Annotated in this window: 15 protein-coding genes and 1 rRNA gene; 8 read left to right on the forward strand and 8 right to left on the reverse strand. The window is 33.7% G+C overall.

Features of this window, described 5'->3' with window-relative positions; genetic code table 11:
* From rrf to IR022_RS03700, 3 genes are all read left to right on the forward strand, one after another.
* Positions 1-93: ribosomal RNA gene (rrf, locus tag IR022_RS03690) — 5S ribosomal RNA — on the forward strand; the annotation flags it as partial.
* Between the two features lie 254 nt (positions 94-347).
* On the forward strand, positions 348-1,250 hold the full coding sequence (locus tag IR022_RS03695) for a glycosyltransferase (protein ID WP_194202662.1): 903 nt from the start codon (positions 348-350) through the stop codon (positions 1,248-1,250).
* A gap of 80 nt (positions 1,251-1,330) precedes the next feature.
* Positions 1,331-2,434 carry a glycosyltransferase family 4 protein gene (locus IR022_RS03700; protein ID WP_194202663.1) on the forward strand — a complete coding sequence of 368 codons (1,104 nt, stop codon included), beginning with the start codon at positions 1,331-1,333 and terminating at the stop codon, positions 2,432-2,434.
* A gap of 10 nt (positions 2,435-2,444) precedes the next feature.
* On the opposite strand, the gene IR022_RS03705 is transcribed toward IR022_RS03700, so the two are convergent.
* A complete protein-coding gene (locus IR022_RS03705) occupies positions 2,445-3,506 on the reverse strand; it encodes a glycosyltransferase family 9 protein (RefSeq protein ID WP_194202664.1) in 1,062 nt (353 codons plus the stop codon).
* A 276-nt stretch (positions 3,507-3,782) separates the two neighbouring features.
* On the opposite strand from IR022_RS03705, the gene IR022_RS03710 reads away from it, so the two are divergent.
* Positions 3,783-4,562 carry a glycosyltransferase family 2 protein gene (locus IR022_RS03710; RefSeq protein ID WP_050711509.1) on the forward strand — a complete coding sequence of 260 codons (780 nt, stop codon included), beginning with the start codon at positions 3,783-3,785 and terminating at the stop codon, positions 4,560-4,562.
* 13 nt (positions 4,563-4,575) lie between these two features.
* Here the strand turns inward: IR022_RS03710 and IR022_RS03715 are convergent, their stop codons facing one another.
* The 5 genes from IR022_RS03715 to IR022_RS03735 all read right to left on the reverse strand — a co-directional run bounded on the left by IR022_RS03715 (position 4,576) and on the right by IR022_RS03735 (position 8,003).
* Positions 4,576-5,328 (reverse strand): lipopolysaccharide kinase InaA family protein, encoded by a 753-nt coding sequence (locus IR022_RS03715; RefSeq protein ID WP_199330255.1) that lies wholly within the window; start codon positions 5,326-5,328, stop codon positions 4,576-4,578.
* Positions 5,329-5,463: 135 nt separating this feature from the next.
* Positions 5,464-6,264, reverse strand: a complete 801-nt coding sequence (locus IR022_RS03720) for an META domain-containing protein (RefSeq protein WP_194202665.1) — start codon at positions 6,262-6,264, stop codon at positions 5,464-5,466.
* A gap of 118 nt (positions 6,265-6,382) precedes the next feature.
* Positions 6,383-7,204: an amidohydrolase gene (locus tag IR022_RS03725; protein WP_242047095.1), complete on the reverse strand. Its 822-nt coding sequence runs from the start codon at positions 7,202-7,204 to the stop codon at positions 6,383-6,385.
* Positions 7,161-7,712 carry a lysophospholipid acyltransferase family protein gene (locus IR022_RS03730; RefSeq protein WP_050711505.1) on the reverse strand — a complete coding sequence of 184 codons (552 nt, stop codon included), beginning with the start codon at positions 7,710-7,712 and terminating at the stop codon, positions 7,161-7,163. The genes IR022_RS03725 and IR022_RS03730 overlap by 44 nt, the downstream gene beginning before the upstream one ends.
* Before the next feature lie 9 nt (positions 7,713-7,721).
* Positions 7,722-8,003 carry a hypothetical protein gene (locus IR022_RS03735; protein WP_050711504.1) on the reverse strand — a complete coding sequence of 94 codons (282 nt, stop codon included), beginning with the start codon at positions 8,001-8,003 and terminating at the stop codon, positions 7,722-7,724.
* 278 nt (positions 8,004-8,281) lie between these two features.
* Between IR022_RS03735 and IR022_RS03740 the strand changes: the two genes are divergently transcribed.
* From IR022_RS03740 to IR022_RS03755, 4 genes are all read left to right on the forward strand, one after another.
* Complete coding sequence (locus IR022_RS03740) at positions 8,282-8,641, forward strand: MarR family winged helix-turn-helix transcriptional regulator (RefSeq protein ID WP_194202666.1); 360 nt, start codon at positions 8,282-8,284, stop codon at positions 8,639-8,641.
* A gap of 65 nt (positions 8,642-8,706) precedes the next feature.
* Positions 8,707-11,148: an FAD-dependent oxidoreductase gene (locus IR022_RS03745; RefSeq protein WP_194202756.1), complete on the forward strand. Its 2,442-nt coding sequence runs from the start codon at positions 8,707-8,709 to the stop codon at positions 11,146-11,148.
* 130 nt (positions 11,149-11,278) lie between these two features.
* Complete coding sequence (locus tag IR022_RS03750) at positions 11,279-11,803, forward strand: carbonic anhydrase (protein WP_194202667.1); 525 nt, start codon at positions 11,279-11,281, stop codon at positions 11,801-11,803.
* Complete coding sequence (locus IR022_RS03755; RefSeq protein WP_194202668.1) at positions 11,748-12,023, forward strand: carbonic anhydrase; 276 nt, start codon at positions 11,748-11,750, stop codon at positions 12,021-12,023. Before IR022_RS03750 ends, IR022_RS03755 begins: the two co-directional genes overlap by 56 nt.
* A gap of 79 nt (positions 12,024-12,102) precedes the next feature.
* Here the strand turns inward: IR022_RS03755 and IR022_RS03760 are convergent, their stop codons facing one another.
* Positions 12,103-12,777: a DUF1349 domain-containing protein gene (locus IR022_RS03760; protein WP_194202669.1), complete on the reverse strand. Its 675-nt coding sequence runs from the start codon at positions 12,775-12,777 to the stop codon at positions 12,103-12,105.
* Positions 12,778-12,932: 155 nt separating this feature from the next.
* A complete protein-coding gene (locus IR022_RS03765; protein ID WP_194202670.1) occupies positions 12,933-14,822 on the reverse strand; it encodes an ABC-F family ATP-binding cassette domain-containing protein in 1,890 nt (629 codons plus the stop codon).
* Positions 14,823-14,931: the final 109 nt, after the last annotated feature.

The raw sequence follows: 14,931 nt of genomic DNA on the forward strand, positions 1-14,931 counted from the left end.
GGGGATCCACCTCTTCCCATTCCGAACAGAGAAGTTAAGCCCAACCACGTCGATGGTACTGCCGTTAGGTGGGAGAGTAGATAGCCGCCCTCTTTTTAAAAGACTCTGATTAGTGCAAACTAGTCAGAGTCTTTTTTTTTGTTTTTAAACATATCAAATACGAATAGAAAGATAGCATTAGCAAAAGAAGAAATCAGTAAGGTTCCCGAATTGGGCAAAAGTAAATATAATGTAGGATTGTATTGAGACTATTTTAAGTGATTTAAGAAATAACCTTACTCTAATTTCCTGGTTGATATAATATTATTAGATATTTATATTATCTTAGATTAATCAAATTTTCAGATATGACTAATCATGTACCTTTGATATCTATAGCATTATGTACCTATAATGGAGAGGCTTTTATACGAGAGCAGCTAGACTCCATAATTAATCAGTCATATACTAATTTAGAAATTATTATTGTTGATGATTGTTCTTCGGATAGTACAGTTGATATCTTGAGAGTTTATGAGGCTAAATACTCTAATATCTCTATATTCATAAATGACATCAATAGAGGGATTAATAGTAGTTTTTCCAAGGCCATTAGTTTATGCAATGGAGAGCTAATTGCTATTTCGGATCAAGATGATATTTGGTTGCTTAATAAAATCGAAGAAGCTTGTCAATATATAGGAAATAATATAATGCTATATTCCAACTCAATGTTAATTGATGAGAATGGCGTTGATTTGCATAGAAGAAAGTTTAAAAGCAAAAAACTATATTCGGGTTGTGATTCGCGAGCTTTGTCTTTCTTTAATGAAGTTGCTGGTCATACTATGATTTTTAAATCCTCCATTAAAAGAGATATATTATCGATTCCTAAATGTAGCCATTATGATTGGTGGATTGCTTTTGTCTCTGCTAATTTAGGAAGTATAGTTTCTTTGAATACTCCTTCTGCGATGCATCGTGTTCATACGTGTAATGTTTCAAGGCATTTGAGTTCGATTAAACAAGATTGTTATAAAGCTATGTTAAGATGGACAGAGGTGATGCTTTCTACTCAGAAATTGAAAAATAGAGTGTTTTTTGATGAATTATACTCTATTTTGAGCATGGACAATATAAAGAAGAAAAAACTTAAGTTATTATTATTTCAACTTAAGTATAGAAATCTCATTTTTACTAATAAAGGTTTTTTTTCAACAATAAATCGTGCACGAAAGCTTAGATTTGCATATATTCCAGAAGATAAATAAGGAGAGTAGTTTTTCTATTTTTTGAATGATATAATTGGGGAATATATGAATAGCTTTATATTTGCATTAAAATATATAACATGAAGATAGTATATGTAGTGCATGGTTATACTAATTCTGCTGGAACTGAAAGGGTTTTAGCATTGAAAGCAAATTATTTAGTAGATTATGGTTACAATGTTTCTATTATATCTCTAGCAGGACCTTCAGAGCCTTTTTTTTATTTTAATCCTAAAATAGAGCTATATCATTTAGATATAGCTAATAAGGAAAAGAATAAATTGGTCTTTGTAGAGAAGGTGGAGAAAATATTAGAAGAGATAAAGCCTGATATTTCAATATCAACAGGTATTGGAATATCAAGATATTTATATTTGGCTAAAGATTCAAGTAAAAAGATATTAGAAATGCATTTTGCTAAATATCGGAGGAAGTTTGAATTAGCACGAATTGAGCATACATTCTTTGGTCGGTTGGTTGCTGACTTATATTGTTTGAAAAAGAATCGTATAGTAAAGCAATATGACCGCTTTGTTGTTCTGACAGAAGAAGATAAAGAATCGTGGCGAAATATACAGAATCTTCGAGTTATACCAAATCCAATAACACTACTTACAAAAGAATATTCAAGCCTTGAGGCTAAGCGTATTATTGTGGTGGGTAGGTTCACTTACCAAAAAGGAATGGATCTGTTAATCCCTATTTGGGCAAAAGTAGCATTAGAGTTCCCTGACTGGGTATTGTCAATATATGGCTCAGGAGATAATAAGATAAAGAGAAAAGTTGAACAGGAGATCCAATCGTATAATCTTTCGGATCAAGTAATCATAAATGAACCGATAAAAAAAATTGAGACTGAGTTCGTAAAAAGTTCTATCTTTCTATTAACTTCCCGATATGAAGGTATGCCTTTAGTTTTGTTAGAAGCTATGAGTTGTGGTCTTCCGGTTATATCATACGCATGCAAATGTGGTCCACGAGATATTATAACTAATGGAGAAGATGGTTTCCTTATCAATAATGGCGATTCAGATGAATTTGCTGCTCGATTGAGAAAGTTAATGAAAGATGAGAATCTAAGAAAAAAAATGGGTTCGAATGCCAGAGAAAATGTAAAGCGATTTGATAAAGATATTATTATGAAAAAATGGATAAGTCTTTTTGAAGAATTGATAGTAGAATAGCTCTTTTCTGTTATCTTGAAATATATTTCTCGAGCATTTTATCAAGTTCTTTCCACACAGAATTTATATCTATAAGAGCAAGCTTCTGTTCGAATGTAAGGTTTTTATCTAAAGCCGACATTGGGTCTATATTAGGTAATTCTATTCCTTGGTTGCTTGGTGAAGGGTTAGGTAGCCATTCGATCATTTTTACACAAGGAGGAAAAATAGCGAAAGAAGGAATACCGAAAGCCTGGGCTATATGGCGAGGGCCTCCCTCATTTCCAAAGAAAAAATTCACATTTGATATCATTGCTGATAATTCTCTCAGATTAACAGCTTCTATATTAATAAAAACTCGAGGATGATGACTTCCTGCTTTATGTATTTCCTCTGCTACTTCTTTTTCTTTATAGCCTGCGTAATTAAATATTAGTTGTGCATCTTGGTATTTATCTAATATTCGATCTATTATCTCTTTCATTTTGATCTTTTCCCAAGCCTTAAACTCTAGTCGTGCAGTTATTGCACACAATATTATAGGCTTAGATAAATCAATGTCTTTTGATTCCATATAATGAGCAAAAGCCTCTTTTTCCTCTTTTGTTACAAAAAGCTTGAAGTAAGGATCTGTATATATATTGAAGTCTTTTTCTAAGGGATTGAGCAAGTCTAAGTTTAATTGGACGTTATCTCTAGTTCCATCAGGGAAATTATCAACTCTATAATTGTGTATGAATCTGTTATATGCCTTCCTTCGTCCTATTCTATATGGTGTTTTTAGTGAAAATAAGGAGAATAGCATAGTTCTAATAGTTGACCGAGTATCTATTATAATATCATAATCTACATTGCTTACAACTGATTTCACTTTGGATATGTATCGTTTGGTTGAAGACATATCATAGTCACTAAAAGTAACTATTTTGTCTATATCAGGGTGGTGTTCGAAAAGTGTTGCAATATTTTCATTTAAGACGTAATGTATCTTGGCATTAGGGAATGACTTCTTTAAGGAGGTACATAGTACCGTAGACAAAGTTGCATCACCCACTCGTCTAAAGCGAATAATCAGTATATTACGTATTTGCATGTCTCAGTTTCAGTTGTTTCTATTCTGGAAACAAAAGTAGTGCTTTTATGAAGATATAGTGTAATATAAATCTAATATTTGTTGAGCCTGCTTTTTATTTAGCATAATATTATAGAAGCTATGTTTAAGTATTAGACTTCTAAAAATGAGTGTCTAATTTTTTATATTTTTACAATTGGATCATATAAAATAAAAAAAGCTGAAGGATATACTGCATATTATAATCCGTTTGATAGATATATTCAATATATTTGCTATTATTTACATTTTTTGAAGATGAAGATTTCGGTTGTAATACATACATATAATGCTGAAGAATTCTTAGACAGGGTCTTGGAATCGGTAAAAGGCTTTGATGAAATTGTGATTTGTGACATGTACAGTACTGACAGAACTCTTGAAATAGCAAATAAGCATCATTGTAAAGTTGTGTTTCATGAGAATGTAGGTTTTGCTGATCCAGCTCGTACATATTCTATTTCTCAGGCTTCTCATGAATGGGTTTTCATGGTTGATGCAGATGAACTTGTTCCTACTGTATTAAGAGAGTATCTATATTATACTATCCAGAGAAGACCTGATATAGGAGGTTTGAGAATACCTCGTAAGAACTATCAAATGGGACGCTTTATGCATAGTGCCTATCCTGACTATATATTACGATTCTTCAAGAAAGAGAATACAATATGGCCTGCAACAGTACACTCTCAACCTATAATTGAAGGAGGAAAAATATTTGATATTCCTTCGAAGCGTAAAGATCTAGCTTTTATTCATTTGTCTAATGAGACGATTCGTCAGACTATCAATAAGATGAATACATATACTGATTTTGAGACTGAGCGTAGACGACACAAAAACTATGGAGTACTTTCTCTTATATTTGAACCTTTACTCAGATTCCTCAGGTTTTATGTTTTCAAGGGAGGCTTTAGAGATGGGATTCCAGGCTTGATCTGGGCTTCTGAATATGCTTACTATAAATTTATTACAATTGCTAAAGTAATAGAGTCTAAGGTAACTAAGGAGGATTGGGATAAGGATTTAAAAGAATAAAGGATAATTTATTTTATTTTTTACCTAAAAAGAGTTTCATACGTTTTTTTCTCTCTTTCTTTTTCTCAAATTGATGTTTGTACTTTAGCATCAATTGATGGCAGATATCACTGTCCAGATTACGAATCTTGGCATATATTGGAGCTATAAATTCAATTGCTTCATCATATTCGAACAGACGACAAAAGTTTTCACATCCTTTGTTTATATCTACGTTTTTAAATTGCATTCGGTTAATATCTACCAATGAAAATTGATATTGGTTATTATTCTCAGAAATTAAAATATTTCCGGGTGAATAATCTAAATGTAAAATACCGGCATTATGTAATTCTGCAGTATATTGTGCAAAAGCTGCTAATAATTCTTTGTCTTCGTTTGCCTTGGAAAAGTAGTGTTCTCTTATCTCTCTGGCATTTTCTATTTGTGTACTTACAAAATATGAAAGGGAAAGTAATCTCGCTTTCTTTAGTTCTATGTATGCAATAGCCTTTGGGGTATGGAAGCCTCTTTTTGTAACCTCTAATGCGTTGTAATATGCTTTATATGCTTTAGGTTTCCGAAAGAAGGAATAGACTATTCTATTGATAAATATAGGCTTCCTAAACAGTTTAATGTTTAGTTTAAGACCATCAACATTTATTGACTTTATTATATTACGTCTTTTCTGAATTATATCCCCTTGTGTTTCAAAAGTTAGAGGCAAATTATGAATAAACTCTTTTAGATATTCATATTCTGGATTTATGACAATATTTGTTTTCAAAATGAAGGTATATAATTCTTGTGACTTTATATTTGGTTGATACAAAGGTAATATATAAAATATAAAAGCAGTGAATAATTTATTCACTGCTTTTATGTTATTCTTTTATTGAAAGACAATTTAAAGTGTTGTACTTTATTTTACGTCTTTTACAAATGTAAGGATTACTTTTCCATCTTTAGAGAAAGTAATTTTATTTAAGCCTGCTTCAATACTAGATGTTCCTGTGATAATTTGTGTGAATTTACCTTCACCTTCCATATTAGGACAAGCCATTCTTGTTGACATTACTGGACCTACTGTTATTGTTGTACCTTCTATTTTGTAGGTTGCATTATAACGGTTGCATCCTGCATTTCCTCCAAATCTGCTTTCAGCAAGATCAAATGAAATAGTAGGAATATTGTCTGCAAATAGGGTTGCTACGTCACCGTCAGCAATAGTTTCTAATTTCCATTCTCCTATAAGAAGAGATGTGTCTATGCCTTTTTCGAACTCTGCAACAACTTTGCCGTTATTGCTTAGTTGAAGTAGTACTCCATCTCTAATGGAAACTTTGTTTGGTTGACCTAGAACTTGGTGGAATTGATGTTCTTGATTTTCATCAGGACACATCATCATAGTCGATGCTAAATTAGGAGCTGAAAGGATTCCTTTTTCGTAAGTGAAAGAACCTGTATAGCCGTTACAGCCACCGTTTCCAAATATTCTTTTCTCTACAACATCTATATTCATTGTTGGAGTTTTTCCTTTAAAAATGCTCGCTGTTGGCTGTCCATTCAATGACTTCAAAACCCAAGTTCCTGTTATATTGGGAGTGTTTTCACCTGGATAGTCATTTTTAGATGATTGTTTACTTGTTTTACAACTTTGTGCCATAATTCCTAGCGATAGTATCATTGCCAACGCAAATGATAATTTTACTAATTTCTTCATTGTTTACTCTATTTAGTATTACTTAATTATATAACAAACATCTATTGATCTTGTTTACTTAGATTAAAAAGACATTTGACCTATAAAGTTTCAGTATGCTTTTATTTCTACTGTGTTATTAATAGAGAGTAAATTTATCTGCATCTTTCCACACAGGGAATTTATTTCTAAATAAATTTAACTCTTCTTTTGAGATTTCAACAGTTGCAGTCTGTTCAGTAGCAGTATCCAGATATACCCTTTTATTGCCTTTGTAATCAATTAGAGCCGATTGTCCTGTATAAGTAAGACCTATATCGTCTTTACCTACTCTATTTACTCCACAAACATAAGATTGATTTTCTAATGCGCGTGCTTCTAGCAATGTATTCCATACTTTTATTCTTGCTTCTGGCCAATTAGCTACATACAAAAGCAGGTCGTATTTGTTATCTACATTACGTGCCCAGATTGGAAAGCGCAAATCGTAGCAAATCAGCAAGCAAATATTGAAGCCTTTGTACTGAATGATACATTGTTTGTCTCCTGCCGAAAAGTGTTTAGATTCGTCTCCCATTCTGAAGAGATGTCTTTTGTCGTAAAAGGTAGCTTCGGTTGGAGTTATAAAAAATCCTCTGTTATAATATTCGCCATTATCTCTAGCAATAAAGCTGCCTGATAGTGCTACATTATATTGAGTAGACCATTTTTGTAGTGTTGTGATTGTCTTTTCGTCCACTCCCTCTGCCAAGGTATGACTGTTCATGGAGAAACCAGTAGAAAACATTTCCGGAAGGACAATTAGGTCTGTCTTTCCGGTTAGTTCTAAAATATATCTTTCAAGAGTTGTCAGATTGTACTCTTTGTCTTCCCATTTAATATCTGTTTGGAGAAGACTTACTCTTAGATTGGTATCTTCATTCTGCATTTCCTGATGAGAACTTTTCTTGGTGTTTACCATTTGCGTTCTTATAACGATCTTGTATTGCAGCTATATCTTTTTCGGCATCTCCTGTGGGAGTGAAAACAGAATCAAAATATGCTGTTTTATCTTTATAGTCAAGTATTGCAATTACAATAGGAACATTTGCTGTTGTTGCAATATAATAAAAGCCACGTTTCCATTCTGTATTTTTACTACGTGTACCTTCAGGGGTAATTGCTAATTGAAAATCATCGCGACTGGCAAACTGCGAAGCCATTTGTTCTGTCAATGATGTTTTTTTCGATCTGTCAACCGGTATTCCTCCCATTGCATTAAATAATAAATTCATAGGGAAGAAGAACCAGGTTTTCTTTATAAGAAAATAAGATTTTCTACCTAATGATAAATATATTAATTTGCCTAAAAGTAAATCCCAATTACTGGTATGTGGTGCAACACATATTATACATTTGGAGGGTAAATCGGTTGTACCGACAATTTTCCATCCTATTTTTTTTAGGATGAAGCTACTAAGCTTTTGCATGTGCGGGGATCAGTCTAATTTTTGAATTTCTAATCCAAATTTATCAAGCTGAGTTTTCAAGTCTTCTTTTACTTTTTTGTAATAAGCTTTAGTTCTGCTTTTAATTTCTTTGCCTTCTGATGTGCTTAAACGATTTATTAAATCGGTATGTACATCTGCTATTTGAAGAATAATTTCATTCGCCTTTTCTACGTTTGGGCTATGAGTGAATACTTTGTAAAATATACAGTCATTGTATAATAACCCCATTGAGTTATTAATTAGTTTTTTCAGATCTTTTCTGCTGCTCATTTTGATGTTTTTTTATTGCCGGTTTGTTTGTCTCGGGCTTTTTATTATTGGTTGCAAAGGTAGCTAAAATAGACCAAGCTCTAGAAGTATTTATATTATTATTCCTTAATCAAGAGTTTATATCACTCATAAATTGGACGTAATGGTTAGAACCTTTAGGAGAAAAAAGCGAAAAATAGTCTTCAATCTGGTTTATTCTTAAAAAATATCACCTGTATTTTGTAATCTCAATAAAAAATGTTTCATTTGTATATATTTCTTACTAGCAAATATGTTTAATGGAATCAATCTGTAAATTAAAAGATATATATAAAGCTCTCTACAACTTCGAAAAGGAGTTTGCAGAGAAGAATGGTATTACTATTAATGAAGGGATGATACTTTGTTGCTTGAAAGAAGGCAAACCCAAGTCAGCTAATGAATTGTGTGATTTTGTAGGGTTGTCTAATTCTCGTGTATCTCGAGTGATAAATACGGTCGAGACAAAAGGATTTATAGTTCGTGAAATGGGTTTGACTGATAAGCGTCAAATGATATTTACACTCAGTGAATCTGGGAAAGCTAAAGTTAAAGAAATGTTGAAACAGGATATGGATTTTAAAGAGTTGGGTTCTCACTTTTTTAAATTAATGGAATAGTTTCCATTTTTATTTAATAATATTGTTGCTAATAGCAAATATGTTTAATGGTAAATTAATAGATGATGAAAGTACTTATTATAGGAGGAGTTGCAGGAGGAGCCACAGCGGCTGTACGAATGCGAAGAGAGAGTGAAGATGCTCAAATTATTTTATTTGAGCGAGGAGAATATGTGTCGTATGCTAATTGTGGTTTGCCCTATTATATTGGAGGAACAATTAATGATAGAGACAGACTATTCGTGCAAACCGTAGAGGGATTTGTAAATAGCTTTAATATTGATATACGGATTAAGTCGGAAGTGACAGCTATTGATGTGCAAAGTAAAACTATTACTGTGCAGAATCGCTCAACTAACGAAAGTTATACCGAGAGCTATGATAAGTTAATTATTTCTACTGGTGCGGAACCTATAAAACCTGCGATGCCCGGAATAGATGATTCGAGGATATTTTCTTTGAGGAATGTTCCGGATATGGATAATATAAAAGCATATATAGACCAGCATAAACCCAAAAGGGCAGTTGTGATAGGAGGTGGATTTATTGGTCTCGAAATGGTTGAGAATTTGCAGGATGCAGGTGTAGAAGTCTGTGTGGTAGAAAGAGCAAATCAGGTGATGGCTCCTATCGATTTTTCGATGGCTAGTTTGGTACATCAACATTTGAAGAGTAAGAATGTTGGTTTGCTTTTAGGTGAAGTTGTAGAAAGTTTTGAATCGGATAACGATGAAATAAAAGTATTACTCGAAAGCAAGAAAAATGTTTCGGCTGATATGGTAATACTTAGTATAGGCGTACGTCCCGAAGTTTATTTGGCTAAAACCGCCGGTTTAGAATTGGGTTCGTTAGGAGGTATAAAGGTTAACGATTATATGCAAACTTCCGATCCTGATGTTTATGCTTTGGGCGATGCTGTAGAAGTGTTTAATCCTGTGATAGGCAAACATTCATTGATTCCTTTAGCAGGACCAGCCAATAAACAAGCACGTATTGTTGCAGATAATATATTGGAAGGAAATATCTATAAATATAGCGGAACGATAGGTACTTCTATTGCCAAGGTGTTTGATATAACCGTTGCTGCAACGGGTGCTTCTTCAAAATTATTGGATAGGGAAAATATCTCTCATTTATCTTCATTTATACATGGAAATTCGCATGCAGGATATTATCCGAATGCTCTGCCCTTATCCATAAAAATAAATTTCTCACCTATTGATGGGAAATTATTAGGTGCACAAATCGTAGGTTTTGATGGTGTAGATAAGAGAATCGATTTATTTGCTCAGATTATCAAAAAAGGGGGAACTATTTATGACCTGATGGAAGTAGAACATGCCTATGCACCCCCATATTCATCAGCAAAAGATCCCGTAAATATGGCTGGATTTGTTGCCGATAATATTCTTAAGAACAAAGTAAATATTATTCATTGGAGAGAGGTTCGTAAACTTGATAAGAATGAAATACTATTGATTGATGTTCGTACAAGTGGAGAATTCCAGTTTGCACATATTGATGGTGCTATAAATATTCCCGTTGATGATATTCGTTCTCGTTTATCGGAGATACCAAAAGATAAAAATATTGTAGTTTACTGTGCTGTAGGATTGCGCGGATATTTAGGCTCACGTATTTTATTACAGAATGGGTATTCTAATGTATATAATCTTTCAGGAGGATATAAAACATATTCGGCTGCAACTGACATTCAATCAACAGATGTAGCTTTCAAAGATGCGTTGCCATTGGTCAACAATAATATTAAATCAGAAATGAAAACAATAACAATAGATGCCTGCGGATTGCAATGTCCGGGTCCGATAATGCAATTGAAAAAGAATTATGACCAAATAGAGAATGGTGATAGATTAGAAATAAAAGTGACCGATCAAGCATTTGGTGAAGACTTAAGTGGATGGTGTCGAATGGTAGGTGCAAATTTGATAAGCATAAATAATTTGGGAGGGGTAGTGACAGCTTGTGTTGAGAAAACAGAAAAGGCTCAGTCTTGCGAAATGGTTTCTAAACCAAAGGACAATAAGACTTTGATTGTTTTTAGTGACGATCTGGATAAAGCTTTGGCTTCTTTCGTTATTGCAAATGGAGCACTGGCATCGGGTAAAAAAGTAAGTATGTTTTTTACTTTCTGGGGATTGAACGTGATTAAGAAAGTTTCGAAACCAGCTGTGAAGAAAGACTTCTTAGGGAAGATGTTTGGTATGATGCTTCCTTCGAGTAGTAAGACATTGGGATTGTCTAAAATGAATATGGGAGGCTTAGGTGGAAAAATGATGCGCTATATAATGAAAGAGAAAAAAGTAGATACACTCGAAAGTCTTATGCAGCAGGCAATAGATAATGGTGTAGAGTTTATAGCTTGCTCGATGTCGATGGATGTAATGGGTATAAAACAAGAAGAATTGATGGATCATGCTACAATTGGAGGAGTAGCTGCTTATCTGGATAGAGCTGAGAATGCTAATGTGAATTTATTCATCTGATAGTGAGTGAACAAGGATTCTATTAAAATGTGTCTTTTTGAAAAATAGGGAGAGATTTTTAACTGTAGTTTAGATCTATTATTTACTTTTACGCTTAATTTAGGTAACTATCATTTAATATTCAATTTCTATGAAATCTATCTCATTCTATTCCTCTATGGGGATGATGCTAGCTATGCTTGTGTGCAGTAGTATAGCCGTTTCTCAGAATTCAGCTTTTCATCCTGATCGTAAAGTTGAAATGATTGTAGAAAAGCCTTCATCTAAAGCAATCGAATCTCTACAGATTTTAAAAGAGGGTAATAAGCGATTTCTTTCGGGAGCATCTACGCATGAACGCCAAGATCCGGAGAGAATAAAAGATTTAGCCAAGGGTCAAAATCCAAAATGTGTTATTGTAGGCTGTTCTGATTCGCGTGTTCCACCCGAAATTGTATTCGACCAAGGTTTAGGAGATGTATTCTCTATACGTACAGCGGGTAATGTAATGGCTGATTTTGAAATAGGTAGTATAGAATATGCAATAGACCATTTGCATACCCCTCTAGTTGTTGTTATGGGACATCAGGGATGTGGAGCGATTAAAGCATTATTAGATCATGTGGATAATGTGGATGCGGGTGGATGCATCGGAAAGAGAAGATCATGTATCTAAGATTATCGAGAAATTGAAAAGTGAAGAAGAGGAGCAAGAGGTGCTTAGAACTGCCGGAAAGAATTTTAATTTAGCTGTAGTCGCTAATGTGGTGCACGGTGTAAAGCAACTACGTAACTCTGATCCACATTTAAAAAAGGCATACCTTAACGGTGAAATTAATATTGTAGGAGCAATTTATCATATTGAATCGGGAGAAGTTGAGTTTCTAGATTTCTAATCAAACAATCAATTCCGAAATAAATAAAAAAGAGTTACCCTTTATGGATAACTCTTTTTTATTTATAGAGAGATTCTTCTTAATTGATGTCACGCATATCGCTAAGAGCTTTATTTTGATATTTTATTTCAGAGAAAATTCCTGTAAAACCAGTACCTCGTGATCCATGTGCCGCAAAACCAACTTTAAGGTCTGCTGTTGTATCAAGATGAAAGTTTCGGATCATTTTCCAGCTCTTGTTATCTTCGGAATAAAAGAATGAAAATTCATTGTCCTTTTTCACAATTGAAAGGTAGGCAAACGATCTAGCCTTTTCTGAATTACAATCGTCAGATAATGATCTTGTAACTACCGATACAATTGTGGGTTCTTTAAGTACCGAATTCTCATAACAAAATTTCGCCCAAGTGTATTCATCTTGATATATAACCAATGCTGCAACGTCATATATAAATTTCAGATCACCTGTCACTTTTGCACTTAATGTAAAATCAGTGTCAGGCTTAAACAACAACATCGGTGCATTATGAATATTTGATTTTCCGTTTGGATTATTGAAGAGATTTGTCTTCTCTCCCGATGTAATTTTAATCTCAGAATCATTTATTACATAGCTAATCGGATTGTTATAAACCTCTAACTTATAAGGAATACTCTTTACTCGTTGCTCCGACTGCTGAGCGAATAGACTTCCCGCTATAAGAATAAATGTAAATAGAATGCCTATACGGCTCGAGGTTAATGCTGTTTTCATAATAGGTTAATTTAAATGATCTAAGATCTTGTATTGATTAGGTTCTTATGGTTTAACAGATAATCATATTATACAAATAGGGACGTATATAATACGCCCCTAAATTTAAATAAAATAATGTATGTTTATCAACGATTTGAATTTGCTTCTATACTTTATATCAATTCACTAAGTTCTATCCAGCGAAAAGTCTTTTCTTCTATTTCAGTAATCAATTCGCTTATACGATTTGATTTTGATAAAAGAGCTTCTGGTGATAAATTGCTGTCAGATAATTCGTTCTCTAATTTTACTTTTTCAGCTTCTAATTTGGGAATCAGAGCATCCAATTCTTCAAACTCACGTTTGTCTTTGTAAGATACCTTTTTCTTTTCTTCCTTTCTGGGAGCTTCAACTTTAGGTTTTTCCTCTTTAATTTCTTTTGCTTTTTCAGTTTGGGCAGCTTCTTTTGCTATTAATTCCTGTACCTCTTTCCACTCGCGATATAGCGTGTAGTTACCTGGGAAATCTTTTATCTGAGCGTTACCCGAGAATGCCAATAGATGATCTACAACCTTATCTATAAAGTAACGGTCGTGCGATACTACAATAACACATCCTTTGAAACTTTGAAGATATTCTTCGAGAATATTTAAAGTCATAATATCCAAATCGTTCGTAGGCTCATCGAGAACGAGGAAGTTTGGATTTTTAATCAATACTGTACATAAATACAAACGGCGTTTTTCACCTCCTGATAGTTTATATACGAAGTTGTGTTGTTTTTCGGGTGGAAACAAAAAGTGTTGCAGAAATTGCGATGCAGTAAGACGATTACCATTACCCAAGTCAATCACTTCGGCTATGTTCTGAACTACATCTAATACTTTCATCTGATCATCAAACTGTAAACCATCTTGACTATAATAGCCGAAGTTTACTGTTTCGCCCACATCAAATTCGCCTTTGTCGGGTAGGGCATCTCCAATCAACATTTTGATGAAAGTTGATTTTCCTGTCCCGTTATTTCCCACGATACCCATTTTTTCGTATCGGGCAAATACGTAATTGAAATCTTCAAGAATCTTTAAATCTCCAAATGATTTATATATATGCTTTGCTTCGAATATTTTATTACCAATATACGAGCCCTTCATTTGTAGTTGTACATTACCCAAATCACGTTCCTTTTCTGCCTTCTTCTCCAGATCATAATAGGCATCTATACGTGATTTTGCTTTTGTACCCCTTGCTCTGGGTTGCTTACGCATCCATTCCAGTTCTTTACGAAGAAGATTATTAGCTCTGTCAATTTCTGCATTTTGACCGCTTACTCTCTCTTGTCTTTTTTCTAAGTAGTAAGAGTAATTACCCTTGTACTGAAACAATTGTTTTTGATCGATCTCAATGATTTCCGAACAAACTCTGTCTAAGAAATAACGGTCGTGCGTTACCATCAATAAACTTAATCGTGAGCGTTGAAGGTATTCCTCCAACCATTCGGTCATATCTAAGTCAAGGTGATTGGTAGGCTCATCCAGAATAATAAGTTCGGGTTCGGTAATCAATACGTTTGCTAATGCAACACGTTTTAATTGTCCCCCAGATAATTCGGATATTTTTTGATCGAAATTTCGAATCTTTAATTGCGATAGAATTTGTTTGGCTCTTTGCTCATAATCCCAAGCTTTCAGCATATCCATACGTTGAAGTATGTCATCCAGATTCGAGTGATCTCCCAATTCCATTGCCTTTTCGTATTCTGCAATTACATCGGTTACATCGGTTCCTGATAGGAAACAAGCATCAAGAACTGTTATATCGCCCGGATATTGAGGATCTTGTTCTAAATAGGCAACTCTCAAGTCACGACGAAATACCACAGAACCTGAATCGTATGACTCTTTACCTGTTAATATATTGAGTAGGGTTGTTTTTCCTGTACCGTTTTTGGCAAGTAAGCCAATGCGTTGCCCTTCGGCAATGCCAAATGACATATTGCTGAATAATATTAAATCACCAAAGCTTTTGGTGAGCTGATCTACCTGAAGATAGGATATAGCCATTATTTTGTTATTTCTATTTTTAAGGTCGAAGACCTGTTTCTTGTATCGCTAAAGACTATATATATCTGATTGTCTTTAGATAATTGGTGTAAATACCATATAGTATTTA

The organism is Dysgonomonas sp. GY617, assembly GCF_015233815.1.
Classification (GTDB): Bacteria; Bacteroidota; Bacteroidia; order Bacteroidales; family Dysgonomonadaceae; genus Dysgonomonas_A.

Coding starts and splice junctions, on each gene's coding strand:
- IR022_RS03695 (WP_194202662.1), top strand. CDS start 348: ATGACTAATCATGTACCTTTGATATCTATAGCATTATGTACCTATAAT.
- IR022_RS03700 (WP_194202663.1), top strand. CDS start 1,331: ATGAAGATAGTATATGTAGTGCATGGTTATACTAATTCTGCTGGAACT.
- IR022_RS03705 (WP_194202664.1), bottom strand. CDS start 3,506: ATGCAAATACGTAATATACTGATTATTCGCTTTAGACGAGTGGGTGAT.
- IR022_RS03710 (WP_050711509.1), top strand. CDS start 3,783: ATGAAGATTTCGGTTGTAATACATACATATAATGCTGAAGAATTCTTA.
- IR022_RS03720 (WP_194202665.1), bottom strand. CDS start 6,264: ATGAAGAAATTAGTAAAATTATCATTTGCGTTGGCAATGATACTATCG.
- IR022_RS03725 (WP_242047095.1), bottom strand. CDS start 7,204: ATGGTAAACACCAAGAAAAGTTCTCATCAGGAAATGCAGAATGAAGAT.
- IR022_RS03730 (WP_050711505.1), bottom strand. CDS start 7,712: ATGCAAAAGCTTAGTAGCTTCATCCTAAAAAAAATAGGATGGAAAATT.
- IR022_RS03735 (WP_050711504.1), bottom strand. CDS start 8,003: ATGAGCAGCAGAAAAGATCTGAAAAAACTAATTAATAACTCAATGGGG.
- IR022_RS03740 (WP_194202666.1), top strand. CDS start 8,282: ATGGAATCAATCTGTAAATTAAAAGATATATATAAAGCTCTCTACAAC.
- IR022_RS03745 (WP_194202756.1), top strand. CDS start 8,707: ATGAAAGTACTTATTATAGGAGGAGTTGCAGGAGGAGCCACAGCGGCT.
- IR022_RS03750 (WP_194202667.1), top strand. CDS start 11,279: ATGAAATCTATCTCATTCTATTCCTCTATGGGGATGATGCTAGCTATG.
- IR022_RS03755 (WP_194202668.1), top strand. CDS start 11,748: ATGTGGATAATGTGGATGCGGGTGGATGCATCGGAAAGAGAAGATCAT.
- IR022_RS03760 (WP_194202669.1), bottom strand. CDS start 12,777: ATGAAAACAGCATTAACCTCGAGCCGTATAGGCATTCTATTTACATTT.
- IR022_RS03765 (WP_194202670.1), bottom strand. CDS start 14,822: ATGGCTATATCCTATCTTCAGGTAGATCAGCTCACCAAAAGCTTTGGT.